Origin of the sequence: Streptomyces sp. NPDC050636, from assembly GCF_040654775.1 — a bacterium.
GTDB lineage: Bacteria > Actinomycetota > Actinomycetes > Streptomycetales > Streptomycetaceae > Streptomyces.
In genome coordinates this window covers 1-23,439 of sequence record NZ_JBFAIP010000051.1, presented here as the reverse complement: position 1 = coordinate 23,439, position 23,439 = coordinate 1, and the positions used below count along the sequence as shown (strand labels likewise).

Here is a 23,439-nt window from a genome sequence, read left to right as displayed (position 1 = left end):
CATGGCGTGGGTCGCCGCGGTCGCACGGTTGCGAGCACGTCGGGAGTCCGGCGTGCTGGTGACCGTCGCGACCGTGCGCGGCCATGCCCCGCGCGACGCCGGTGCGAAACTCGTGGTGGGGCAGACCGAGACATGGGGCTCGATCGGTGGCGGCAATTGCGAGGCCGTCGCGATCGACCGGGCCCGGGAGATGATCGCCGCGGGCAAGGCGGAGCCGGAGCTGATCGACTTCGCCCTGAACGACAAGGTGACCAACCAGCACGGCGTGCAGTGCTGCGGCGGCACGATCTCGGTGCTGCTCGAACCGCTGCCGGTGGTACGGGCGGTGGCGATCTTCGGCGTCGGACACGTCGGCCTTGAACTGGCGCGCATCCTGGCACGCCAGGACCTCGACCTCCATCTGATCGACAGCCGCGCCGACCAGCTCACCAAGGAGCGGCTCGACGTACTGGCAGACGCGGTGGCGCAGGTGCACGTGCATCACACGCCGCTGCTGCCCGAGGAGGTGCTGGAGGAGTTGCCGCACGGCACCCACATCCTGATCATGACCCATGATCACGCAGAGGACGCCGCTCTGTGCGACGCCGCCCTGCGCACCACCCATCTCGGCTCCATCGGGCTGATCGGGTCGGCGGCCAAGTGGGTACGGTTCCGCAAACGCCTCGCCACCGAGGGCGGTCACGACGAGGCGACCATCGATCGGATCAAGACCCCGATCGGGCTGGCCGACATCACCGGCAAGGAACCCGCGACCATTGCCGTGAGCGTCGCTGCCGATGTGCTGCGCACCTTCGAAACCGAGGGGAACTGACTCCCCAACCGGATTGACAGGGTGTCCCGCGCTCATGCGAACGCATATATGCGGGGCACCCCTTCGGCGTGACTTGTGCCCCTCACTTCAACGGGCATCGGCCTCACCAGGGCAGGAACCGGCTTGCGCCCTGCGGCGACCCGGTTCACCGCGCTGACCGACGTGCCCTGCCTGATCAACGCCTCGTTCAACGTGGCCGGCGAGCCGATCGTGTGCACCCCGGCCGACGCACTGAAGTGCTTCCTCGGCGCGGAGATCGATTACGTCGCGCTCGGCAACTACCTCGTCACCAAGGCCGACCCGTCCGCATGACATTCGTGCGCGTCGCCGGGACGTCTTGCCGGGACGTCCCGGCGACGGGCCGGAGGTTCATGGCCGGGGTCTTGCACGCACGTCTCGCACACGGTCACCGACCCCTGTGTCCGCCAACCTCACCCAGCTCGCGCACAGGCGCGCCGGCTGCGGCAGTCGAGCGGGCACGGTAGTCGTACCGGATCGCCTTCGCCCGCGGTGCGGGAGAGACCGGCGCGGCGGCTCTGCTGCTGTCGGATGTTTCGGCGGAAAGTGCTGGGGTTACTACGTACTGTCATTCATGCGAATCTACGAGAGGGGCCAGTCGACCAGCCAACTCCTTCATGGTTTCGGTGACTGACCCTCGACGGGGCCCGGCGGGTGTACTTGCGCTATTCCGCATTAACAGCACGTGAACGAGTCACGGAAGGGACTTCCGTCCTCTGGCTCGAAACGGAACGACGCCGATACGAATGAAGAGAGCCGTATATGGACTTCCTTCGCCCCGCCAGCTGGGAGGAGGCGCTCGCCGCCAAGGCTGAGCAGCCCACGGCTGTGCCGATTTCGGGTGGCACCAACATCATGGTCGAGATCAACTTTGACCACCGGCGCCCCGAGTACCTGCTCGACCTCAACCGGTTCACAGGGCTGAGCGAGTGGCACATCGGCGAGGAGAAGGTCGCCCTCGGCCCCTCGGTGTCGTACACCAAGATCATGGAGAACCCGGGGACCGAGCTGCCGGGCCCCGCGCTCGCCTCGCACGCCGTGGCCTCCCCGCAGATCCGCAACCGTGGCGGCGCCGGCGGCAACCTCGGTTGCGCCTCGCCGGCCGGTGACTCCCACCCGGCGCTGCTCTCCTCGGGCGCCGATGTCGAGGTCGAGTCGCAGGCCCGTGGTGCGCGGGTGGTTCCACACAGAGGCTCGGCCTTGCTGTGATGGAGGAAATCAAGGTCCAGGACGGCAAGATCCGCAAACCCTCGTCCACCGACTACCTGATCCCGACCATTCTGGACGCGCCGCCGATGAAGGTGGAGGTGATCGAAAGGGCTGACCCGAGCTCGCCGTACGGCGTGCGTGGTGTCGGCGAGCCGCCCACTGTTTCCGCCACCCCGGCGGTCGTGAACGCCATCCGCAATGCGACGGGGTTGAACCTGACCCGCACCCCGGTCTCGCCGGAGCACATTGTCGGCGTCTGGCCGCGCTGATCTGCCGTAGGTGTCGCCGACCGAGCCGATCTCAAGGCGGCACCCGCGGAGCCCCACTTGTTGCCCCGGGTGATCTGTCCGTGCGGTGTCCCGCACGGGGGAGCATCCGGGGAGTCCCCACAGTCTGCAAAAAAGGAGTGACCATGACCACGCACACCCAAGAAGCGAGCATCCAGGAGCTTGAGCGCGCCTGGATGGACGAGGCCATCGGCCTTGCCACCGACAGCGTGAAGAACGGCGGCGGGCCGTTCGGCGCACTGATCGCCAAGGATGGCGAGATTGTCGCGATCGGGAACAACAAGGTCACTTCGCACCTGGACCCGACGGCGCATGGCGAGGTGAGCGCGATCCGTGCCGCCTGCCAGAAGCTGGGCAGCTTCTCGCTGGAGGGCTGCGTCCTGGTCACCTCGTGTGAGCCGTGCCCGATGTGTCTTTCCTCTGCGCTGTGGGCGCGAGTCGACCGGATCATCTTCGCCGCTGATCGGGATGACGCTGCGGTGGCCGGTTTCGACGACCGCAAGTTCTACGACCTGTTCGAAAAGAAGCCCGCGGAGCTGTGGCCGATGGCGATCGAGCGAGTGGACATGCCGAACCGTACGGCGCCGTTCGACGCGTGGCTGGCCAAGTCCGACCGCATCGACTACTGAAAACCCGGTTCACCGCGGGCCCCTGGGCTGTTGATCGAGATGTCTGACGTCTCAACACAGCAGCCTGGGGGCCTCGTTGGCCGTCTGTCCTTGCGCACTCGACCTGCCGCACGCACTCGTGGAGTGGGTCATGATGCTTATCGTCACCGGGACGGTGGTCGTGGTGGTCTCCGGCAGCCCTGGCCTTGTCGACGCCCATCTGGCGAAGGCCGTCGACAAGGCTCACCGCGCGGGCTGAGCCCGCTGCCCCTGGGACTGCGCCCATGACTGCAGATACGCCGCCGACTTCACCTCGACGCGCCACTTCTCGGGCGTACGGATGTCAACGGTGTCCCATTCGGTGCGGGTACCGGTAGCGGCGCCCAAGGCCGTGGCCACGAGGTACTCGGCCAGGACACCGCGCATGGTGTTGTTGGACAGGTCGGAGCATGCCCAGCTCCAGAAGTCACCGAGCCTGCCCACTGTTTCACCGTCGGCCCGTATGGGCTCACCGCCGCTGCGGCGCGTAATGACCAGCGGACCAAGATCGGCGGTGCTCATGCTGTCCTCCAGACGACGTTGTGAGGCGATGTACAGCCTGACAGCAGGCACTGACAACGGCGTTGGGGCTTCACGGAAGATGGGCTGCGACCGCCGCACCCCGATGGGCGCAGACACCTGACGGGCCCGACTACGGAGTGGTCGCGCCCGTCAGCCGTTTGGCAGGAGCTGTTCGGGCACCCTCAACGGATTCGGGCCAGGGAACGGTCTTCCACGCCGGACCACACGTGTTTGCTACAGGAGCCCGACTTTGCTACCGGAGCCCGGCGGTGGTCGCGGTCACCAGGCCGCGACCACCGTCATTGCTGGGTCAGTCGCGCGGCGCGGTTTCGGCTTGCCTCTTCTGCGTCGGCTCGGTCGCCGGCCTGTTGTGCGGGCTGAACAGGAAACAGAACAAGGCGGCGGCCACCAGGACCACGGCGCACGCCATGAGGGTGGTCTGCATGGCGTCGACGAAGCCGGTGGCGAACGTGTCGGCGGTGACGCGTCCGTACAACTGGGTCGTGGCGGGGTTCAGGCCGCCGGGTGGCGTGGGCGGACTGAAATGTTGCGCGGCGGTCGCGCTGTCGTCGATGAACCGGGCACGGAGATTCTCCGGCAGCTGACCGGCGCGCTTCTCGGCCTCGCTGCGCAGTGTCGAGGAGAGGCGGGCCGACAGCAGCGCGCCCAGCACGGCGGTGCCAAGGACGCCGCCGATCTGCCGGGTGGTGCTGGAGACGCCGGAGGCCGCCCCGGCCAGCCGCGGATCGACGCCGTCCATGGTGGCCTGCTGCAGCGGTGCGAACGTGGCGCCGCTAGCGATCCCGATGATGGTCAAACCCGGCAGCAGGCTCCACGCGCTGCTGGTGGGGCCGACCATGGCGACCAGCACCAGCAGGCCGGCAGCTAGCAGCGTCATCCCGGCCATCAGGACGTACTTACCGCCGAACCTGTCCGACAGTCGCCCGGCGTACGCCGAACCGACCGCGGTGAGCGCGGCGTTCGGCAGCACCACCAGGCCGGTCTCCAGCGCCGAGTACCCGCGCGCCAACTGCAGGTACAGCACCAGGACGAACATGATGCCGATCATGCCGAGTTGGAACACGAACCCGACCCAGTTACCGACCGCGAAGTTGCGCGCGCCGAACAGCGCCAGCGGCATCAGGGGCTCGTCCCGCTGCCGGTGCTGCCAGACGACGAACATCACCAACAGCACGACGCCTGCGACGATGACCGAGGTGATGCTGATCGGCCCGGTGATGGTGCCCCAGTCGTAGCGTTCTCCCTCGATCAGGCCGAACACGATGCCGCTCAACCCGGCGGTGGCCAACGCGACGCCGCCAAGGTCGAGCCGGTGGGTGCGGCCGGAGCGCATGGGCGGCGCGAAGGTCAGCGCCAGCACGGTGGTGATGATCCCGATCGGGACGTTGATGAAGAAGATCCAACGCCAGCTGAGGTGGGCGAGCAGGAAACCGCCGACGACTGGGCCAACGATCGGGGCGAAACCGACGATCGCGCCGAACAGGCCGAACGCGCGGCCGCGCAGCTGTGGCGGGAAGATCGTCAGGATCGACGAGATGACCTGTGGGAAGAGCACCGCCCCGCCCAGTCCCTGCAGCACCCGGGCGGTCAGCAGCTGGGCCGGTGAATCGGCTAGCCCGCACAGCGCTGAGGCGAGGGTGAAGGTGATGATGCCGATCACGTACAGGCGGCGGTATCCGAAGATGTCCCCCAGCCGCCCGGTGCTGATCAGCAGCACAGAGAAGGCGAGCAGGTAGCCGTCGATGACCCACAGCACCTGGTCGTAGGAGGCGTCGATGCTGTGGATCAACGTGGGGATGGCGACGTTGACGATGGATCCGTCGAGCAACGACATGAAGAAGCCGATGCACATGATCGCGAGAACCAGCCACGGACGCTGCGTGGCCGGGTGTTGGGCAGATTTGACTTCCGGCACTCCGGAAACCTCCCTGAGGGAACCGGCTCTGCTGGTGGTGACGCGGACCAGGCCGCTGATGCCAGAACAGTGCCAAGCCAGAGCGCGGTCCCTGGCAGATCCCTGAGGGGGCTCGGAAAGAACCCGAAGGGACACCGCACGTCGCCACCGTCACAGAACACCCTTGTCCAGGATGTGGTGAGTGACTCCCACCTCCCCCGCGTCATCGGGACCCGGGTGAAGCTGGTTGGCGAGGCTCAAGGCCCAACGGTGAGAAGTCGGCTCGCAATCTAACACGGCACCTTCAGACCGCATGTGGCGAAGAGGAACTAATGGCGAAGAGGAACTAGTGATGAAGAGGACCTAACAGACAGGGCTTGTGGAACCTCATATCCCGTTCCTGGACGGCTCGTTGAGCAGGCCGTGGGGAAGGGGCAGGAGCCCGCCGTGGTCGGTGACGGCGTCGGTTGCGGGACTGGAGCGAGGCCGATGCGTAGGGCCGGCTGCATCAGGTACTGCTGACCGAGCTGCATCAGGCGGGCAGACGGGACTCAGTCCCGGGTGGTGATCGAAGGCTCGCCCCGACGGGCACGTCGGGGCGGCCCAGAACCGGGCCGAGCCCGGTCGACCGCGCCAGACCGTCATGCCCCCTCCGGCCAGGGCACTTTCGCGAGATGGGGCACGCGGAGGGCACGCCGCCCCGCGAGAGGTCGACGACCTGGGGGCTGTCATTCGTGGAGGCAATCCCCCTCACCCTCCGGGTCGCGCGCGTGTCGATCGGCTGATGCGGACCCCTGCGGATGACCGGGTGCAGTACGTAATCCGTATGATCAGTCTGTCGCGCTGTTGCCCTCAACTGTCCCCAGCAGCAAGGCGATTAGGGGTAAGCGGATCACGCACAATAAAGCAGAAGGGTGGAGAGCGACTCGATGAAGCTCCGAAACGCGGGCCGAGGTGCCGTTCTCGCGATGTTGGCGTGCGCCATGCTGTCGGGAACCGTCTCCGCGTCTCCGTCCACGGCCGCAGCATCCGCCGCCCTGCCAGCCTGCCCCAAGGTGTTCGGGCACGGCGGCTACCCGACCGGAGACGCCCCCTGGGAACGCGACCAGGTCCGGCAGCTGAACAACCCCCGGGCCCTCGCCCAGCAGAAGAGCTGGGGCGCGGACGGCGTCGAGGGAGACCTCCAGCTCACCATGAACGGCACCAAGGGGGTCATGTGGCACAACAGCACGACCAATGGACTCTCCGGCACACGCAAGGCGATCACGGAGATCTCGTGGGCCGGCGGAGCGGACAAGCTCCAGGGCCGGAAGATCAGCAGGGGTCCCTACAAGGGTGAAACCGTCTACACCTTCCGCGAGTGGCTGGACAGACTCAAGGCGCTGAAGCTCGTCGCCTTCGTGGAACTCAAGGGCGAGGCGAAGCAGTCGCTGTTGCACAGCGACGCCGCTGTCCGGGACCGTGCGTGGCGCGAGGTCCTCGACCCGATCCGGGAACGGATGGCCGCCCAGGAAATCAAGATTTACACGCGCGACGACCGTCTGCGCCCCGAGCTCGACCGACGCATCAACGCTGCGGGCCTGGAGGCCACGCTGCGCAATCACCCCAAGTGGGTCGACGGGATCGGCTGGGAAGAGCCTCCGCCGGCGGCTTCCGGAAACTACCAGCGATGGCAGAGCACGCTCGCTCAGGGGCCGCGACGCATCGGCACGTCGTGGACCAAGGACTACAAGGCGTGGCTGAAGGGCAGGTGCGCCTGACGCCGTAACGCCGGTGGGAGCCGTCGGCCCATACCCAGAGTGCGGGACATGGGCCAGCCGGGTTCACGGCTCCTACTTGCGGTTCCCCGCTGTTGTGCCGGCGAGATCCAGCACCCCATCAGGCTGGATGATGTCGACGTTGACGACTACGCCGCCGTCTTCTCTCCCGGTGGCCACGGCCCTATAGGCCTAGAAAAATAACGAAGGCCCAGGTCGCTGACCTGGGCCTCAACTATGGAGCGGGTGACGGGAATCGAACCCGCGCTCTGAGCTTGGGAATCACCTGGTTCATCGGCGGGTTCTTGCAGGTCGGGTGACCGAGCACGGCTCGACACCACGCGCACTCCGGACACGCACGATTCCCGAACACGCTATTCGGCAGGCACGGTTCCGGCGTCACGGATCGGCAGTCTTCTGGTCGGCAATCGCACTTCAGGCATACACACTTCGGGCTGGTAGAAGCCTGACAAATGTCATCAGTGTTGATGAGACGGGTCGTTCTGCGGGAGGACGGCGGGGACGGTGGGCGATCGAGAGAATCGAGACGACCATGATCGCGTATGTGATCGACCGCAGTACAGGAAGTTGCCACGGGAGACTCCATGCCCCTGCCCTGCCCGGCCCGCCGTCATACCCGGGTCGCCGCTACCGCCACGGCCGTTCTGCTCTCGCTGACGGCAGCGGCGGTGCCCGCACAGGCCGCAACCGCCCCCGCGCCCGGCGCCCACGCCGCCGCGGGAACGACGACCCACCCGGGCCACCTCGACCACAAGGCACTGGACGACAAGCTGGAGGCGCTGCACACAGCAGGTATGTACGGCAGCTACGCGGCCGTCCGGGAGGGCCGGGAAGAATGGCGGGGCGCGGCCGGTGTCGCCGACATTGCCACCAAGCGCCCGGTCAGGCCGCAGATGCGGCATCGCGTGGGCAGCCTCACCAAGGCGTTCACCTCCGTTGCCGTACTACAGCAGGTCGGCGCGGGCCGGATCGATCTGGACGCCCCCATCGCTCGCTACCTCCCCGACCTCGTCCCCGGTGAACGCGGCCGGCAGATCACCGTCCGCATGCTGCTCAACCACACCAGCGGCATCGCCGATTACATACCCGGCGCCTTCCCCTCTCTCCTCAAGGGGAGCACCGAGAGCATCGACGCCAACCGTTACCGGCACTTCGACCCCGAGGAACTGGTCCGCTTCGGCCTGCAGGCGGCACCGACGGGCAAGCCCGGCGAGAAGTGGTCCTACGCCAACACCAATTACGTCATCGCGGGGATGCTGCTCCAGAAGGTCACTGGCGAGAATCCTCAGGAGTACATCACCCGCAACGTCATCCGTAAGGCCGGGCTGAAGCACACCTACTTCCCGACCTCCGCACGGATATCCGGGCCGCACTCCAAGATGTACGAATCCTTCTTCGGACTGATCAGCCCGGCCCGCGACTACAGCACGTACGACCTGTCCTGGGCCGGCACCGCCGGGGCGCTGGTTGCGACGATGGAGGACGTGAACGACTTCTACCGGACGCTGCTGACCGGCAAGTTGCTCGCCCCCGCCGAACTCCGCCAGATGCAGACCACCGTCGAGGCCAAGGACGAAAAGGGCGATGTGCTGATGCACTACGGCCTCGGCATCGCCGCGATCGACACTGTGTGCGGGCGCTTCTGGGGACACACCGGCTCGGTGTGGGGCGCCGAGACGGTGACGTACTCGACGCCCGACGGCAAGCGCCAGATGACGATCGGGTTCAACCGCGCCAAGTACCAGCAGGTCGACGCGACGGGGCAGGTCAAGCCGGGGCCGATCGACGCCGCGATCGGAGCCTTCCAGGCGAAGGCGATGTGCGACAACGATGCGCCCGCCGAGCCGGGAACCGAACCGGGACCGTCCGCGCCCCCGGCCGCACCCGCACCACAGACTCTTGTAGAGCAGCCCGTCCCGCTCACCCAGCAGCGGACCCTGGTGTCGCCGGGCCGCTGATCCCGGCCACACCCCACCGACTGCCGTACCCCATACGGGGGTTGGGGAACGGCAGTCGACAGGCGGCAGTCGGGAGTCGACAGCCCGGGCGGGCGCCGCGGGTGCCGTCAGACGTGCGCCGGTATGCGCAACCCCGGTACGCGCGCCTCACCCCGGAACGCCTGCGCCGCGTGCCACCGGATGTGCACGGGGGCGATCCGCGCACTGAGCGACTTCGTGCTGCCCACGGCCGAGGCACGCCTAACGCGGGACGACGAGCGGCCCAGGTCGCTGACCTGGGCCCCAGCTATGGAGCGGGTGACGGGGATCGAACCCGCGCTCTGAGCTGTGGCCTGGCTGTCAGGAGCCGTTAGCGCCGCCAGCATACGAACAGGCCGTTTTCGTGGCGTGCCCTGGTGGGCGTGCAGACGCCGAAGCGCCGTTTCTGTACGTCGTGCTCGTGGCGGCTGGGTGGACGGAGCGGGTGCTGCCGCAGACTGCGCGGGGAACCTGACCGTAGTCAGGGGTGGGGGACGACAGCGTGTCGTCCCCTTCGTGCATCGTTGACCGACCCCGGCCACCGCCCAAAGGCGCCGTTGGTCAAGCCACTCCACTGGCAGGCGGAGAGGCATGGACTGGCACGATTGCCGGATGGACTTAACGCTCGGCCCCAAGGCAGTCACTGTACGGGAGGCGGCCCACGGCCTCCGGCCGGTAGTGGAACGGCTGGCTCAGCTGGAACGGCATGACCTGTCGGAGTTCCGTGGATACATACCCGGGCCTGACGGGATGTTCGCGTTCGACAACCTTCCGTCGTTCTTCACCGATCCGGATCGCCGCGCCTACCTGATCCACCACGGACCGACCCTCGCCGGTTTCACACTGACCTACCGACTCCCCGACGACGCAGCGTCCATCTACTCGTTCTTCATCATCCGTGCACTGCGCAGGCAGGGCGTCGGCAGCCGGGCTGCCCAGGAACTGCTCCGCCTGCAGCCTGGGCCCTGGGCCATCTGCTTCCAAGAGGTGAACAAGGGCGCCGCACGATTCTGGCGGCGGGTCGCCCCTGCCGCTGTCGGATTGGTATGGCGGGAAGAACAGCGACCGGTACCACCACCGTTCCCCGCGGACATGCCGCCGGACACCTGGCTCCTCCTTGACACGGCAAAGCCAGCATCGGGAAGTCCGGCGTAAGTGCCTCCAATGTGCGCCTATATGCCGCCGTCCGACACGGCGGCACTAACGAGCTCGTGCATCAAAAGGGTGCGCGATTGCTGACATGGCACGGGGCATGTCACGTTTTGGGGAGCTGCCCCGTCCTAAAGGCGAACAACCAGCCGTCATCCTCGCGAAGAAGGAGACTTTCGTGTTCGCCAGCTACCTCGTGGTCACCCTCCTCACCTCGGCCATCAACGGCTTGGCTGCTATCGCCAACTTCATCGGCCACGAGTACCCCAAGAGCCAGGCGGACAAATTGCGCGTGCCTCGGTCCTGGATGCGCCCGCTGGGCGCACTGTTGGCGGCGGGCGCGCTGGGGCTGCTGGCCGGGTTCGCTGTGCCAGGCCTGGGCATGCTCGCCGCCGCCGGTCTCGTGCTGTACTTCCTGGGTGCGTTCTGTGCCCACCTGCGGGTCCGTGACTACCAGTTGGGCCCCTGGGCAGTGTTTTTCTGTCTGCCGGCGGCCGCTCTGGCTGTGAGCCTGGCCTACCACGGCACCTGGTGAGCCGGTGGCGTGATGCAGCTCAGCGCCGGTGTCGTTGACGACATCCGGCACAACAGGTGTGGCGCCATCGCTGAAACGAGCAATGGCGCCTTGCCGTAGGGAGACGTCTTTCCGTCCGGAGCAGGCAGGCCGAGGAACAGCACTGGCGCCTGCCGCAGGTCGAAGTGCGATCCGGATCACCTTGCTGCCTCTTGTGCGTGCTGAAGACGGTAGAGAGGTGGCCGTCGTTGAGTGAGAGGACGAGAAGACGTGGATGTGTATGACGCCGTGGACAGTCGCCGGGCCGTGCGGGCGTTCAGCGATGAGCCGGTATCCAAAGAGGTGCTCGAACGAGTGCTGGCTACAGCGACGCGGGCTCCGTCGAGTGGAAACCTCCAGCCCTGGCATGTGTATGTCGTGACCGGCGAGCCCTTGGCCGAACTGAAGAGGCGCGCGACGGCCAGGGCACTGGCCGGAGACCCGGGTGATGAGCGGGAGTATCCGATGTACCCGGCCGAACTGGCCTCGCCGTATCTGGACCGTTTTTCCGCCGCGGCCGCTCAGCGATACAAAGCGCTAGGGATCGAGCGCGACGACCTCGACAGGCCCATGAAGATCGCCGCCTTGAACTCGGAAGCGTTCGGGGCGCCGGTCGTGCTGTTCTGCTACCTCGACCGGACGATGGGGCCCGGACAGTGGGGGGACGCGGGGATGTACCTACAGACGGTCATGCTGTTGCTCAGGGCGGAAGGGTTGCACAGCTGCCCCCAGGTGATGTGGACGATGTATCGCAAGACCGTCGGCCAGATAGTCGGAGCCGATGACGGGCTCGTACTGTTCTGCGGTGTCGCGGTGGGATTCGAGAAGGAAGGCGTGCCACGGCTGCGTACCGGGCGGGCGGGCATGACGGAAACAGTGAGCTTCATCGGAGTCTGACCGCTAGCCGGTCAAGATCCACAGGACAGACCGCTAGTGGTGCATGAGCGGTGCACAGCCTGCAGGTTCAGACGCTCCGCCAGGCCGCAGGACACTTCCATCAACCGTTCCCTGCAAGGGAGTTGGCATGACTGAGGTCACCGCCTCTACCGGTGCGCCAGTGGGGCGGGACAGCAGGAGCGGTCGGAGGCCAAGTCGGCGATCGCGGGGTGGGTTTCGGCGTAGGTCTCGCGGCGGATCACGCACGATCACCGGCAGGCCGGCATCTCCAGCGAGTTGACCTGGGCGTTCGTCGACTGTCTGAACGGAAGTTGGCCGCGATCACTGTTACGGGGCCGGGTCGGCGTGTCGAAGGTCGCGGAACACCTCGGGGGTCGTCCAGCCGCGCAGGGTTGCGGGAATCGTCGATCGGAAGGTGGCCTCGGCCGTGGCGGCGTCGAGGGCTCCAGCCAGTTCGAGAGTCACCAGCCCGTGGAGGGCCACCCAGATCGAGAGGGCGATGAACGTCGCTTCGCCGACGAGGACGGACTCCGTCAAGGCGCGATCGATCGCTGCGAGGAGTGGCCCGATGGGGTCACTGGTGCCGACTGCGCCCGACGGGTCGAAGGATTGCACACCGCCGAACAGCACCGCGTAGAGGTGGCTGTGTTCGCGTCCCCATCGACGGTATGCGGCGGCCAGTGCGTAGAGGTCCGCAAGGGGGTCCTCGGTGGCCGGCACTGCCGACACTTCCTGGAACAGGCCGGCGACGGCTCTGTTGCGCACCTCGCCGATCAGCCCGTCCTTGCCGCCGAACAAGGAGTACACCGCCGTCGTCGACGCCCCGGCGGCAGCGGCAAGGGCGCGGACTGTGACCGACTCCTGCGGACGGGTGGCGAGCATCTCGGTCGCGCACGCCACAAGGCGCTCTTTGACGGTCTCGTCGTTCGTTCTCGGCCTACCCACGGTGAACAGCGTACTTTCTCTGATAACGTCGTTTTGAAACGGTGTTCTGAAACAAGGTTCTGAAACTGCTGGAGATCCTCATGCCCACGTCCGTGATACGTCCTGTCCGCTTGGCCGGTCGCCTGGTGCTGGCCCTGGCTGCCCTCGTGGGGCTGGTCGTCCTCTTCCTGGCGCTCATCGTCCTCACGGACGGGGCAGGCTGGGGGCTCCCCGCGTGGGTGACAACCCTTGGAATCGCGACTGCCGCCGCACTGTGGTGGGGTCGGCGCCGTAACTGGCCGGCCCGGCTCGTGCCGTTCCTGCCAGTGGTCGTCGCGGCAGCATTGACGGCGTCGGTTTGCATCCCGACCGAACCCACGACACGGCGGTACCCGCCCGACCTGCCTTTCGTGGCCACACAGCACTGGAAACTGGCCACAGGAAGCCGGGTCGCGGTGTACCACTACCCGCCCGCGAACGCCCGCACCCGACACCCCGTTCCGTTCGTGTACCTCAACGGCGGGCCAGTTCGCGGCATCTCGGTTCTTGACCACCGGTTCCTGCAGCTCCTGGCGCGACAGGGCTACGACGTCTACGCCTACGAGCAAGCCGGCGGAGGGCGAAGCGACCTGCTTCCCATGGGGCAGTACACGATTTCCAGGTCGGTCCGCGATCTCGCCGCCTTCGTCGACCGCCTGGGCAAGGGCAAGGTCGACATCCTCGGATTCTCCTCAGGCGGCGTCGTGCTCACGCGAGCCCTGGCCGACCCGCGCGTCGCCGCACGCCTGCACCGGGCGATCATCGCCGAGCCCGGCCCGATGGACGGCCCCACCGCGCACATCACCGGCCACAAGGGCCAAAAGACCGCGCGCGGCCTCGCGCCGACCATGACGGGACCGCGGTCGACACACATCCCCCGGTACGCCGTCGCATTCGGCCTCATGCGACTCGGGCTTCTCACCCCGGACACCGGGCTGATCGGACAGGCCGAGGGCGTCAACGCGTTCACCGCCGCCGATCTCGGCAGCGACACCGCATCCGCCTACTGCGCGCGCGACGCGCACCGCATCCCCGTCGAGGACACGGAACAGAACTTCTCCTTCAGCGCCGCCGCCAGCCTCCGCGTCCAAGAGACGATCAAGGACTCTCCCTCCATCGCCCCGCAACTGAGGCACTCCCGGACCCCCGCGATGCTGATGATCGCCGAGTGCTCCTCCCAGGTTCGCCAATGGGCGACCGCCGCCCTTGCCGATGATCCCGCCATCCAGCGCACGCAGTACATGCCCAGCGTTGGACACCACATGTGGAACGGCCTCGACGACAACAACGACCGAGCCGCCGCCGTCATCAACGCATTCCTTCAGAACAAGCCGGCCCCCCTGCCGAACCACCCGACCCGCGCCGAGATCCCCGCCTTCCTTCGCGACCACAAGTGACGACGACCTGCAGCCCGCCGCCGGCTTGGCGGACGAGCGTCCCAACGCTGCTCGTGCTGCGCGCCAAGTACTCCCGGGCGTCCTCCCTCGGGCACCTACGGGGCTGCGCCGCCGTGCGCCGCAGACCTTCGCGACCAGGACCGACGCCGAGGTGTACACGCAGTCGGACACTGCGCACCGCTCAAGTGGTGCGCAGCGGTACGTGAGCTCGAAAGAGGCTCAGACAACAAACAAGGCCCAGGTCTCCGACCTGGGCCTCAACTATGGAGCGGGTGACGGGAATCGAACCCGCGCTCTGAGCTTGGGAAGCTCATGTTCTACCATTAAACTACACCCGCGTAATCCCGCCTCGATCCGAGAGCGGAACAGCATCGCACACTCTACCCCATCGCCGCCCCGCGGTGCATTTGGCCTGTGCTGGGCGTGCTCGGGGCGTGCTCGGCGGAAGTCGGCCGGAGGGGGATGCCGCTGTGGGGCGCGGGAGTTGAGGCGTACGGTTGGGTGTCGGAGTGCCGCGTGAGAGGGCGCCCAGTTCATCCCCTAATGTGGCAATTGTTGTCCACGCACTTGGGAGAGGGACTTGATGGAGCGCACCGTCGTACGTTGTGCCGAGGGGCACGTGTTCAGCACCGCTTCGTTCCCGATGCAGACCACTGACCGGCTCGGTCCCGGGCGGCTGCTGCGCTGCCCGCGCTGCGCCCGGCTGCGGCATTCGGTACCGGTGGGGTACACGAAGCGGTAGTGGCGTAGAGCGGAAGCAAGCGAAGGTAAGCGGAAGTACGCGAAGGTAAGCGGAAGTCGGCGGACGTCAGATGTAGCGCATAAGCGGGCAGGACGCAGGCGGAAGCCTTGGCGCGGGCCCGGTCCCCAGGTGGGGCCGGGCCCGCGTCGTGCGGCGGGGGTGGTTCGGGCGCGTATCCTCGTCTGCGTGCTTCTCTCAGACAAGGACATCCGGGCCGAGATCGACGCCGGTCGGGTGCGCATCGACCCCTATGACGAGTCGATGGTGCAGCCGTCGAGCATCGACGTGCGGCTCGACCGCTATTTCCGGGTGTTCGAGAATCACCGCTACCCGCACATCGACCCCGCCGTCGAGCAGTCCGACCTGACCCGCGAGGTCGTGCCCGAGGGTGACGAGGCGTTCATCCTGCACCCCGGTGAGTTTGTGCTCGCGTCGACGTACGAGGTCATCAGCCTGCCGGACGATCTCGCGTCGCGGCTGGAGGGGAAGTCCAGCCTCGGGCGGCTGGGGCTGCTGACGCATTCGACCGCCGGGTTCATCGACCCGGGGTTCAGCGGGCATGTGACGCTGGAGCTGAGCAATGTGGCGACGCTGCCGATCAAGCTGTGGCCGGGCATGAAGATCGGGCAGCTGTGCATGTTCCGGCTGACCTCGCCGGCCGAGCACCCGTACGGCTCCGCACACTACGGCTCCCGCTACCAGGGGCAGCGCGGCCCGACGCCCTCCCGGTCGTTCAAGAACTTTCACCGTACGCAGGTATGACGCGGGTGTGACACAGCTGTGGGGAAGCGCCGCTCGCGGCGTGTGGAGAGCGAAGGTCTGAGAGAGATACGTGAGTGACGTGCGGGAGAACCTGACGTATGAGCGCTTCGGCGGAGCGATCCGTGAGCTGGCGCAGACGATCGCGGACGACGGGTACGAGCCCGATGTCGTGCTGTCGATAGCCCGGGGCGGTGTCTTCGTCGCGGGCGGTCTGGCGTACGCGCTGGACTGCAAGAACATCCACCTGGTGAATGTGGAGTTCTACACGGGGGTGGGGACCACCCTGGAGATGCCGGTCATGCTGGCGCCGGTGCCGAATGCGATCGACTTCTCGGACAAGAAGGTGCTGATCGCGGACGATGTCGCGGACACCGGCAAGACGCTGAAGCTGGTGCACGACTTCTGCCAGGGGACCGTGGCGGAGGTGCGCAGCGCGGTGATCTACGAGAAGTCGCACTCGCTGGTGAAGTGCGAGTACGTGTGGAAGCGTACGGATGAATGGATCAACTTCCCCTGGAGCGTCGAGCCGCCCGTCGTGCGGCGGGAGAACCAGGTTCTCGACGCCTGAGAGGGTGGGCGGGCGGCTCCGGGAATTCTGAAACGCTGACGACGGATGGTTTAACTTCCGTCCGGTGTGGGCGAGTTGGCAGGGAGTAGCCGTCTCTTGCGCGCTTTTCGGCCAATCCCGTTCCGGGTGTTCCGCCGGTGCTTACTTCCGAGTAAATACCGGCGGTAACAGCAGACCGGAGGGGAGGCCCCAATGGTGCATGCGATACGTGGGCGGCGGCCGGTACGTGCCGGGCGGCCCTTACGCGGAAGACGACTGAGGGCGGGCGTCGCGGCGTTCGGCGTGGCGGTGACCCTGGCGGTGGGGACGGGAAGCGCCGCTTCCGGAGCCACCGCCTCTGGAGCCGGCGCTGACGGAGTCACCGCGGCGCCCGGACGCACCGGGTCCGCCGTACCCCTGCCGCCCGAGCTGGAGAAGATCCGGGCGCGGCAGGCGGTCGAGCTCTACGGTGATCCGGCCGAGCGGCCCTCAGGGGAGCGGAAGACCTCGTTGATCTCGCTGGGGGACAGCGAGATCTCCGGGGAGGGTGTCGGGACGTATGAGCCGGGGACCGATGGGCCCAGTAACTGGTGTCACCGGTCGCCGGATGCGGCCATTCACCGGACCGGGATCGCGGCGGATGTGACGTACAACGCCGCCTGCTCGGGCGCGTACACCGGGAACATCGTGATCGGCGGGAGCAAGCAGTACGAAGACGAGCTGGTGCAGAGCGACAGTCTTGCCGTCGCGGCCCGTAACACCAGGCTCAAGATGGTGCTGCTGGTGGCGGGGGCCAATGACGATCTGCAGTTCGGGCCGGTGATGACGGACTGCGTGAAACGGTGGTTCCTGCTTCAGGGCACCTGTGAGCCGAAGTATCAGCCGGGGTGGCAGGCGCGGGTCGACGGGTTGGTGCCGAAGGTCGAGCAGACGGTGAACGATCTGCGGACGGTGATGCGGGACGCCGGCTACGCGGATGGCGACTACCGGCTCGTGGTGATGTCGTATCCGAGTCCGATCGGGCCGGATGTGGAGGACAACCCGGACTTCCCCGGGAAGCTGCCGGGCGGCTGCACGGGCTACACCTCCGACGCGGGCTGGGGGCGCAACACCGCCGTGCCGGCCTTCGAGCGGGGCATGCGGAGGGTCGCCCAGGACACCGGCGCCACCTACCTCGATGCCTCGCGGCTCTTCCACGGGCACGAGGTCTGCATGGAGGACACCTGGGCCCGCGGTCTGTACGTCAATCTCTCCAACCCCTTCCCGCCGGACGCCAATTCCGTACGCCAGTCCTTCCACCCCAACGCCGCGGGCCACGGCGCCTTCGCGTCGTGTCTCACCCAGCTCTACGCGGCACCGGGGCTGCGCGAGGCGTCCTGCGCCGATCCCGCGAGCACCGGGCGGCCGAAGCTGTACGCCGGGGCCTGGGACGACGCGTACCGGCCGCTGAAGAACGCCGGTACGGGGAGTTGCGCGGATGCGGTCGGCGGTGCCAGCCGCAAGGGGACGGTGGTCGGTGGCTGGGACTGCAACGGGCAGCGCAACCAGGGCTGGTGGTACGACCCGGAGCAGCGGACGTTTCACGTGGAACTGACCCAGGACCGGTGTCTGGACGTGCCGGACTCGCGCTATGAGCCGGGCGCCGGACTGGTGCTGTGGAACTGCTCGGGCGCGGCCAACCAGCAGTTCGTACGGGCGGACGGCGGTACGGTCCGGCCGGCCGCGGCGCAGTCGCTGTGCCTGACGCTGGGCGCGGCGAAGGACCCGCTGCGGTTGCAGACGTGCGATGGGTCGGCGGGGCAGCGGTTCGCCTGATAGTTGCTTCTCATGGCGGCTGGTCGTTGCCTGTCACTGCGGTGAAGGGCCCGCTCCGAGTGGTGTCGGAGCGGGCCCTTCGGCGTACGGCGGGGGTGCGGCGGCGCCGCGTACGGCTACAGCGTGCCGAGCTTCACCAGGGCGAGCAGCGCGACCAGCTGGATCGCGGCGGCGCCCAGTGCCTTGGGCCACGGCAGGTCGTGCGACTTGCTGACCATGGAGGTGAACAGATAGCCCGCCGCGAGCCAGGTCAGCCAGCCGATGACCTGCACCAGGGTGCTGTCACCGCCGAGGAACATCGCGAAGACCAGCCGGGGCGCGTCCGAGATCGACATGATCAGCATGGACAGGCCGATGGTCGGTGCCCAGGCACCGTCGCCGCCGAGCTGGCGGGCCATGGTGTGGGTGACCGCGCCCAGGATCAGGCCGCCGACGATGAACATCGCGCCGGTGATCAGCACCCACGGGATGCTGTTGGCGAGCGTGGCGTTCAGCACATCTTCGCGGGCCTTGTCGAAGCCGAAGACGGCCAGCAGCCCGTAGATGAAGGTGACGGTCAGCGCCGGGCCCCACACCTGGTGGTCACGCATCTGCCAGAAGGTGGGTGCGGGGCGCAGCACGATGCCGGACAGCAACTGCTTCCAGGGCAGCCGGGGGCCGGCCGGCGGGGCGGTGGCCTGACCGGCGCGGTAGGTGCCGCCGTCGGCGTACTGGTCGTCGGGGCCCTGGCCGTTGTCGTACTGATCCGGGTACGGGCCGTACGCGTCCGGGGCGTCGCCGACGCTGAACTGCTGGGTGTGGCCCGGGTTGTTGTCGTTGGCGTACGGCGCGTAGGACTGCTGCTGGGCCTGGTAGCCGCCGTCGCCGAAGTACTCCGGCTCGCCGTACTGCCCCTGCGGCTGCGGGCGCCCGTGGGGCTGACCCTGTGGCTGTCCCTGCGGCCGACCGCCGTACTGCGGTGGTTGCTGAGACTGCTGCCACTGCCCATGCGGCGGCGGGGGCTGTTGCCCGTACGGTCCTTGCTGTCCGTACGGCGCCTGCTGCCCCTGCTGCTGCCCGTCCTGTGCGGAGCGGGGATCCCGTCCGCGACCCATCCTGAATCCAGCCACGTCTTCGAAAGTACCTGGTCTGCACGGTCTCGGTGGCGGAGTGGGGCACCGGGCCGGGGTTTGCTGCTGAGCTGTGACATCCCCTAGGGGATTCCCGGAGGGAGTGTCAGGTGCAGCGGCGGTTTCGGCTCGGGGACGGCCTGGCTCGGGGACGGTCCGGCTCCGGGCTCGTAGAACGCGCGGGCGGAGCCGTCGAGTTGGACGACGTGCAGCGTCAGGCCGCTGGGTCAGGGCAACCGCATGACGGCGCGGCAGCGTGCACATGCGGTTGCCCCGGCCGCGCTATTGGGGACAGACGCCCTGCCTGGCGGAGTGGGCCGTGAATTCGAGGTTGCGCACGGTCTGGCCGGGGTCGAGCTGGCGACTCTGTGAACCGCTGAAGAACGGCCCCTCGAAGAAGCACCAGGGCTCCGAAGTCTGGTTCTGCGCGCTCTGGACGCCCTCCGGGATGAAGGGCGCGTCGTCGAACAGCAACTTCAGGCTTCCGCCACCGTCGGGCTCGCTCCAGGTGCAGACCGCGCGGACCATGGGGCAGGGCAGCGGGTCGTCTGCCTGCGCCTCGGATGCCGGGAGGACGGCCACCCCGAGGGCTGCGGCGGTAACCGCGGAAAAGGCCGTCAACTTCCGCATGAATCGCTTCACTTACGTATCCCCTCACTGTCGTGTGCGCCGACCGGCACATAACCGTGAGTACGTTAATTAATGCATACAGTTGCCATCCAGGGGGTCCCGGGTGACCCACACGAACGGGTCACGGGCAGCTCTTCAAACCCCGATGAGGATCGTGACCAGCGGTTTTCATGCCACCGGGCGCTGTTGCCTGCGCTCCCCGCGATATGCCTGCCGCCCATGGCACCCCGGCGCACGACAACGGCCGGCCCCGCGTGCTGCGGGACCGGCCGTATCTCAGCGCCTTCTCGGAGCTTCCGTCGCTACTTCACCGGCGCGGGCTCCGGTGCGTCCTCCGACTCCGGCTCGTCCGCCGGGTCGGCCGGGGTCTTCACGGAGTCCAGCAGCAGCTGGGCCACGTCGACGACCTGCACCGACTCCTTCGCCTTGCCGTCGTTCTTCTTGCCGTTGACGGAGTCCGTCAGCATGACGAGGCAGAACGGGCAGGCCGTCGAGACGATGTCGGGGTTGAGCGACAGCGCCTCGTCGACGCGCTCGTTGTTGATGCGCTTGCCGATGCGCTCTTCCATCCACATCCGCGCGCCACCGGCGCCACAGCAGAAGCCGCGCTCCTTGTGGCGGTGCATCTCCTCGTTGCGCAGGCCCGGCACCTTGGCGATGATCTCGCGCGGCGGTGTGTAGACCTTGTTGTGGCGGCCCAGGTAGCAGGGGTCGTGGTAAGTGATCAGACCCTCGACCGGGGTGACGGGGATGAGCTTGCCCTCGTCCACCAGGTGCTGCAGCAGCTGCGTGTGGTGGATGACCTCGTACTCGCCGCCGAGCTGCGGGTACTCGTTCGCGATGGTGTTGAAGCAGTGCGGGCAGGTCGCGACGATCTTCTTCGACGACTTCGGCTTCTTGGTCGACTCGTCCTCGTCGTCCTCACCGAAGGCCGCGTTCAGACTGGCGACGTTCTCCGCGCCGAGCTGCTGGAAGAGGAACTCGTTGCCCAGACGGCGCGGCGAGTCACCGGTGCACTTCTCGTCGCCGCCCATGATCGCGAACTTCACGCCCGCGATGTGCAGCAGCTCCGCGAAGGCCTTGGTGGTCTTCTTGGCGCGGTCCTCCAGGGCGCCGGCGCAGCCGACCCAGTAGAGGTAGTCGACCTCGGTGAGGTCCTCGATGTCCTTGCCGACGACCGGGATCTCGAAGTCGACCTCCTTGGTCCACGCCAGCCGCTGCTTCTTGGCCAGGCCCCAGGGGTTGCCCTTCTTCTCCAGGTTCTTGAGCATCGTCCCGGCCTCGGAGGGGAACGACGACTCGATCATGACCTGGTAGCGGCGCATGTCGACGATGTGGTCGATGTGCTCGATGTCGACCGGGCACTGCTCGACGCAGGCGCCGCAGGTGGTGCAGGACCACAGGACGTCCGGGTCGATGACACCGTTCTCTTCGAGGGTGCCGATCAGGGGGCGCTCGGCCTCGGCGAGGGCCGCGGCCGGGACGTCCTTCAGGGCCTCCTCGGACGCCTTCTCGTTCCCCTCCGCGTCCTTGCCGCCGCCTGCGAGCAGGTACGGCGCCTTGGCGTGCGCGTGGTCGCGCAGGGACATGATCAGGAGCTTCGGGGAGAGGGGCTTGCCGGTGTTCCAGGCGGGGCACTGTGACTGGCAGCGGCCGCACTCGGTGCAGGTGGAGAAGTCCAGCAGGCCCTTCCACGAGAAGTGCTCGACCTGGGAGACGCCGAACTGGTCGTCCTCGCCCGGGTCCTCGAAGTCGATCGGCTTGCCCTCGCTGGTCATCGGCAGCAGCGCGCCCAGTGCCACATCGCCGTCCGACTCGCGCTTGAACCAGATGTTGGGGAAGGCCAGGAAACGGTGCCAGGCCACACCCATGTCGGTCTTGAGGGAGACCGTGATCATCCAGATGAACGACGTCGCGATCTTGATCATCGCGAAGAGGTAGATGAGGTTCTGCAGCGTGCCGACGCTCAGGCCCTTGAAGGCGGCGACCAGCGGATACGAGGCGAAGAAGGCGGGCTCGTAGTGGTCGACGCCGTGCAGGGCGCCCTCCAGGGCGTGCAGCGTCACGATGCAGATGCCGACGATGAGGATGACGGTCTCGACGAAGTACGCCTGGCCGATGTTGGAGCCCGAGAAGCGGGACTTGCGGCCCGCCTTGCCCGGCCTGCTCAGCTGCCGGATGACGATCAGCGCGAGGATGCCCAGCGCCGTCATCGTCCCCATGGCCTCGACCCACAGCTCCCACGGCAGCCAGGTGCCGATGAACGGGATCACCCAGTCGGCTTTGAAGAGCTGGCCGATGGCGTTGACGATCGTCAGGAGCAGCGAGAAGAAGCCCACCGCCACGAACCAGTGCGCCACTCCGACGACGCCCCAGCGATTCATCCGGGTGTGGCCGAGGAACTCTTTGGCCACGGTGACGGTGCGCTGCGCCGGGTCGTCGGTCCGGGTGCCGGCGGGTACCGACTGACCGAGCCGCATGTGGCGGTAGATCTGCAGGATGGCACGGCCGAACAGCGCGACGCCGACCGCGATTAGGACCAGCGACACGATGATCGCGGCGAGTTGCATGGGTGGCTCCTCGAACCTGCGAGAGCGGAAATCTAGGCGGGACCGCTCATCGATCGAGCGGAACTACTAAGCGGTAACTTTTTTTATCTGCGCTGAGGTTACCCAGTATCCCCGGCCCCATGAAGCGGCCCGGCCGGTGATCTGCGTCGCGCAGGCAACCCTCTCTGGGGCCTCGACGTCTACGGTGACGACCCGGTGACGATAAGGCCGATATAAAAGTTGAGTGGGCCCGACTCAGGTCTGTTGACAGGTTTCATTCGATGTTGCACTCTTGAGCCTGTTCCACTCAAGTCAGCTGGAGGAATCGAAATGGCACGTGCGGTCGGCATCGACCTGGGCACGACGAACTCCGTCGTCAGTGTTCTCGAAGGCGGTGAGCCCACCGTCATCACCAACGCCGAGGGCGCCAGGACCACGCCGTCCGTCGTCGCCTTCGCCAAGAATGGCGAGGTGCTGGTCGGCGAGGTCGCGAAGCGCCAGGCGGTCACCAACGTCGACAGGACCATCCGGTCGGTCAAGCGCCACATGGGCACCGACTGGAAGATCGACATCGACGCCAAGGGCTTCAACCCGCAGCAGATGAGCGCCTTCATCCTGCAGAAGCTCAAGCGTGACGCCGAGGCGTACCTGGGCGAGAAGGTTGTGGACGCGGTCATCACCGTCCCGGCCTACTTCAACGACTCCGAGCGCCAGGCCACCAAGGAGGCCGGTGAGATCGCGGGTCTGAACGTCCTGCGTATCGTCAACGAGCCGACCGCCGCCGCCCTGGCCTACGGCCTGGAGAAGGACGACCAGACCATTCTGGTCTTCGACCTCGGTGGCGGCACCTTCGACGTCTCGCTGCTGGAGATCGGCGACGGCGTCGTCGAGGTGAAGGCCACCAACGGTGACAACCACCTCGGTGGTGACGACTGGGACCAGCGCGTCGTCGACTACCTGGTCAAGCAGTTCCAGAACGGCCACGGTGTCGACCTCGCCAAGGACAAGATGGCGCTCCAGCGTCTGCGTGAGGCCGCCGAGAAGGCGAAGATCGAGCTGTCGTCGTCCACCGAGACGACGATCAACCTGCCCTACATCACGGCCTCCGCCGAGGGCCCGCTGCACCTGGACGAGAAGCTCACCCGGGCGCAGTTCCAGCAGCT

The 23,439-nt window shown here is 67.2% G+C and carries 18 protein-coding genes, 1 tRNA gene and 3 pseudogenes; 15 read left to right on the top strand and 7 right to left on the bottom strand.

Going from position 1 to position 23,439, the window contains the following annotated elements:
- Position 1 precedes the first annotated feature (1 nt).
- The 5 genes and pseudogenes from xdhC (at position 2) to AB0I10_RS27990 (ending at position 2,954) form a co-directional block, all read left to right on the top strand.
- On the top strand, positions 2-811 hold the full coding sequence (gene xdhC, locus AB0I10_RS28010; RefSeq protein ID WP_363155412.1) for a xanthine dehydrogenase accessory protein XdhC: 810 nt from the start codon (positions 2-4) through the stop codon (positions 809-811).
- A 141-nt stretch (positions 812-952) separates the two neighbouring features.
- Positions 953-1,123: pseudogene (locus AB0I10_RS28005) on the top strand (carbamoyltransferase C-terminal domain-containing protein); the annotation flags it as partial.
- A 468-nt stretch (positions 1,124-1,591) separates the two neighbouring features.
- Positions 1,592-2,014: pseudogene (locus tag AB0I10_RS28000) on the top strand (FAD binding domain-containing protein); the annotation flags it as partial.
- Positions 2,005-2,307, top strand: a pseudogene (locus tag AB0I10_RS27995) (xanthine dehydrogenase subunit D); the annotation flags it as partial. The pseudogenes AB0I10_RS28000 and AB0I10_RS27995, both read left to right, overlap by 10 nt.
- 143 nt (positions 2,308-2,450) lie before the next feature.
- Complete coding sequence (locus AB0I10_RS27990; protein WP_363155411.1) at positions 2,451-2,954, top strand: nucleoside deaminase; 504 nt, start codon at positions 2,451-2,453, stop codon at positions 2,952-2,954.
- A gap of 222 nt (positions 2,955-3,176) precedes the next feature.
- Here the strand turns inward: AB0I10_RS27990 and AB0I10_RS27985 are convergent, their stop codons facing one another.
- Positions 3,177-3,494 carry a hypothetical protein gene (locus AB0I10_RS27985; protein ID WP_363155410.1) on the bottom strand — a complete coding sequence of 106 codons (318 nt, stop codon included), beginning with the start codon at positions 3,492-3,494 and terminating at the stop codon, positions 3,177-3,179.
- A gap of 310 nt (positions 3,495-3,804) precedes the next feature.
- Positions 3,805-5,430: a DHA2 family efflux MFS transporter permease subunit gene (locus AB0I10_RS27980; RefSeq protein ID WP_363155409.1), complete on the bottom strand. Its 1,626-nt coding sequence runs from the start codon at positions 5,428-5,430 to the stop codon at positions 3,805-3,807.
- Between the two features lie 908 nt (positions 5,431-6,338).
- Here AB0I10_RS27980 and AB0I10_RS27975 point away from each other — a divergent pair.
- From AB0I10_RS27975 to AB0I10_RS27955, 5 genes are all read left to right on the top strand, one after another.
- On the top strand, positions 6,339-7,169 hold the full coding sequence (locus AB0I10_RS27975; RefSeq protein ID WP_363155408.1) for a hypothetical protein: 831 nt from the start codon (positions 6,339-6,341) through the stop codon (positions 7,167-7,169).
- A gap of 602 nt (positions 7,170-7,771) precedes the next feature.
- Positions 7,772-9,145 carry a serine hydrolase domain-containing protein gene (locus AB0I10_RS27970; RefSeq protein WP_363155407.1) on the top strand — a complete coding sequence of 458 codons (1,374 nt, stop codon included), beginning with the start codon at positions 7,772-7,774 and terminating at the stop codon, positions 9,143-9,145.
- Positions 9,146-9,775: 630 nt separating this feature from the next.
- Positions 9,776-10,318, top strand: coding sequence for a GNAT family N-acetyltransferase (locus AB0I10_RS27965; protein ID WP_363155406.1), 543 nt, complete (start codon positions 9,776-9,778; stop codon positions 10,316-10,318).
- A gap of 172 nt (positions 10,319-10,490) precedes the next feature.
- Positions 10,491-10,847, top strand: a complete 357-nt coding sequence (locus AB0I10_RS27960; RefSeq protein WP_363155405.1) for a DoxX family protein — start codon at positions 10,491-10,493, stop codon at positions 10,845-10,847.
- Positions 10,848-11,096: 249 nt separating this feature from the next.
- On the top strand, positions 11,097-11,762 hold the full coding sequence (locus AB0I10_RS27955) for a nitroreductase (protein ID WP_363155434.1): 666 nt from the start codon (positions 11,097-11,099) through the stop codon (positions 11,760-11,762).
- A gap of 327 nt (positions 11,763-12,089) precedes the next feature.
- Here the strand turns inward: AB0I10_RS27955 and AB0I10_RS27950 are convergent, their stop codons facing one another.
- The gene (locus tag AB0I10_RS27950) at positions 12,090-12,707 is read right to left on the bottom strand and encodes a TetR/AcrR family transcriptional regulator (RefSeq protein ID WP_363155404.1); all 618 of its coding nucleotides are present in this window, start codon (positions 12,705-12,707) and stop codon (positions 12,090-12,092) included.
- 80 nt (positions 12,708-12,787) lie between these two features.
- On the opposite strand from AB0I10_RS27950, the gene AB0I10_RS27945 reads away from it, so the two are divergent.
- A complete protein-coding gene (locus tag AB0I10_RS27945) occupies positions 12,788-14,122 on the top strand; it encodes an alpha/beta hydrolase (protein WP_363155403.1) in 1,335 nt (444 codons plus the stop codon).
- Between the two features lie 264 nt (positions 14,123-14,386).
- Here the strand turns inward: AB0I10_RS27945 and AB0I10_RS27940 are convergent.
- A tRNA-Gly gene (locus AB0I10_RS27940) sits at positions 14,387-14,460 on the bottom strand.
- 590 nt (positions 14,461-15,050) lie between these two features.
- On the opposite strand from AB0I10_RS27940, the gene dcd reads away from it, so the two are divergent.
- From dcd to AB0I10_RS27925, 3 genes are all read left to right on the top strand, one after another.
- Positions 15,051-15,626 (top strand): dCTP deaminase, encoded by a 576-nt coding sequence (gene dcd / locus AB0I10_RS27935; RefSeq protein ID WP_363155402.1) that lies wholly within the window; start codon positions 15,051-15,053, stop codon positions 15,624-15,626.
- 70 nt (positions 15,627-15,696) lie between these two features.
- Positions 15,697-16,194 carry a phosphoribosyltransferase gene (locus AB0I10_RS27930; protein WP_363155401.1) on the top strand — a complete coding sequence of 166 codons (498 nt, stop codon included), beginning with the start codon at positions 15,697-15,699 and terminating at the stop codon, positions 16,192-16,194.
- A 192-nt stretch (positions 16,195-16,386) separates the two neighbouring features.
- Complete coding sequence (locus tag AB0I10_RS27925; RefSeq protein WP_363155400.1) at positions 16,387-17,988, top strand: ricin-type beta-trefoil lectin domain protein; 1,602 nt, start codon at positions 16,387-16,389, stop codon at positions 17,986-17,988.
- A 116-nt stretch (positions 17,989-18,104) separates the two neighbouring features.
- Here AB0I10_RS27925 and AB0I10_RS27920 read toward each other — a convergent pair whose 3' ends face one another.
- The 3 genes from AB0I10_RS27920 to AB0I10_RS27910 form a co-directional block, all read right to left on the bottom strand.
- Positions 18,105-19,082: a Yip1 family protein gene (locus AB0I10_RS27920; RefSeq protein ID WP_363155433.1), complete on the bottom strand. Its 978-nt coding sequence runs from the start codon at positions 19,080-19,082 to the stop codon at positions 18,105-18,107.
- Between the two features lie 297 nt (positions 19,083-19,379).
- Positions 19,380-19,727, bottom strand: a complete 348-nt coding sequence (locus AB0I10_RS27915; RefSeq protein WP_363155399.1) for a peptidase inhibitor family I36 protein — start codon at positions 19,725-19,727, stop codon at positions 19,380-19,382.
- Between the two features lie 302 nt (positions 19,728-20,029).
- On the bottom strand, positions 20,030-22,297 hold the full coding sequence (locus AB0I10_RS27910) for a (Fe-S)-binding protein (protein ID WP_363155398.1): 2,268 nt from the start codon (positions 22,295-22,297) through the stop codon (positions 20,030-20,032).
- A 309-nt stretch (positions 22,298-22,606) separates the two neighbouring features.
- On the opposite strand from AB0I10_RS27910, the gene AB0I10_RS27905 reads away from it, so the two are divergent.
- A partial coding sequence (locus tag AB0I10_RS27905; protein ID WP_363155397.1) for an Hsp70 family protein occupies positions 22,607-23,439 on the top strand: 833 nt, incomplete at its 3' end.

Bases quoted from the DNA above. Each gene is read 5' to 3' on its own strand.
- AB0I10_RS27970 (WP_363155407.1), top strand. From the start codon at position 7,772: ATGCCCCTGCCCTGCCCGGCCCGCCGTCATACCCGGGTCGCCGCTACC.
- AB0I10_RS27990 (WP_363155411.1), top strand. From the start codon at position 2,451: ATGACCACGCACACCCAAGAAGCGAGCATCCAGGAGCTTGAGCGCGCC.
- AB0I10_RS27910 (WP_363155398.1), bottom strand. From the start codon at position 22,297: ATGCAACTCGCCGCGATCATCGTGTCGCTGGTCCTAATCGCGGTCGGC.
- AB0I10_RS27945 (WP_363155403.1), top strand. From the start codon at position 12,788: ATGCCCACGTCCGTGATACGTCCTGTCCGCTTGGCCGGTCGCCTGGTG.
- AB0I10_RS27920 (WP_363155433.1), bottom strand. From the start codon at position 19,082: ATGGGTCGCGGACGGGATCCCCGCTCCGCACAGGACGGGCAGCAGCAG.
- AB0I10_RS27985 (WP_363155410.1), bottom strand. From the start codon at position 3,494: ATGAGCACCGCCGATCTTGGTCCGCTGGTCATTACGCGCCGCAGCGGC.
- AB0I10_RS27965 (WP_363155406.1), top strand. From the start codon at position 9,776: ATGGACTTAACGCTCGGCCCCAAGGCAGTCACTGTACGGGAGGCGGCC.
- xdhC (WP_363155412.1), top strand. From the start codon at position 2: ATGGCGTGGGTCGCCGCGGTCGCACGGTTGCGAGCACGTCGGGAGTCC.
- AB0I10_RS27975 (WP_363155408.1), top strand. From the start codon at position 6,339: ATGAAGCTCCGAAACGCGGGCCGAGGTGCCGTTCTCGCGATGTTGGCG.
- AB0I10_RS27915 (WP_363155399.1), bottom strand. From the start codon at position 19,727: ATGCGGAAGTTGACGGCCTTTTCCGCGGTTACCGCCGCAGCCCTCGGG.
- AB0I10_RS27925 (WP_363155400.1), top strand. From the start codon at position 16,387: ATGGTGCATGCGATACGTGGGCGGCGGCCGGTACGTGCCGGGCGGCCC.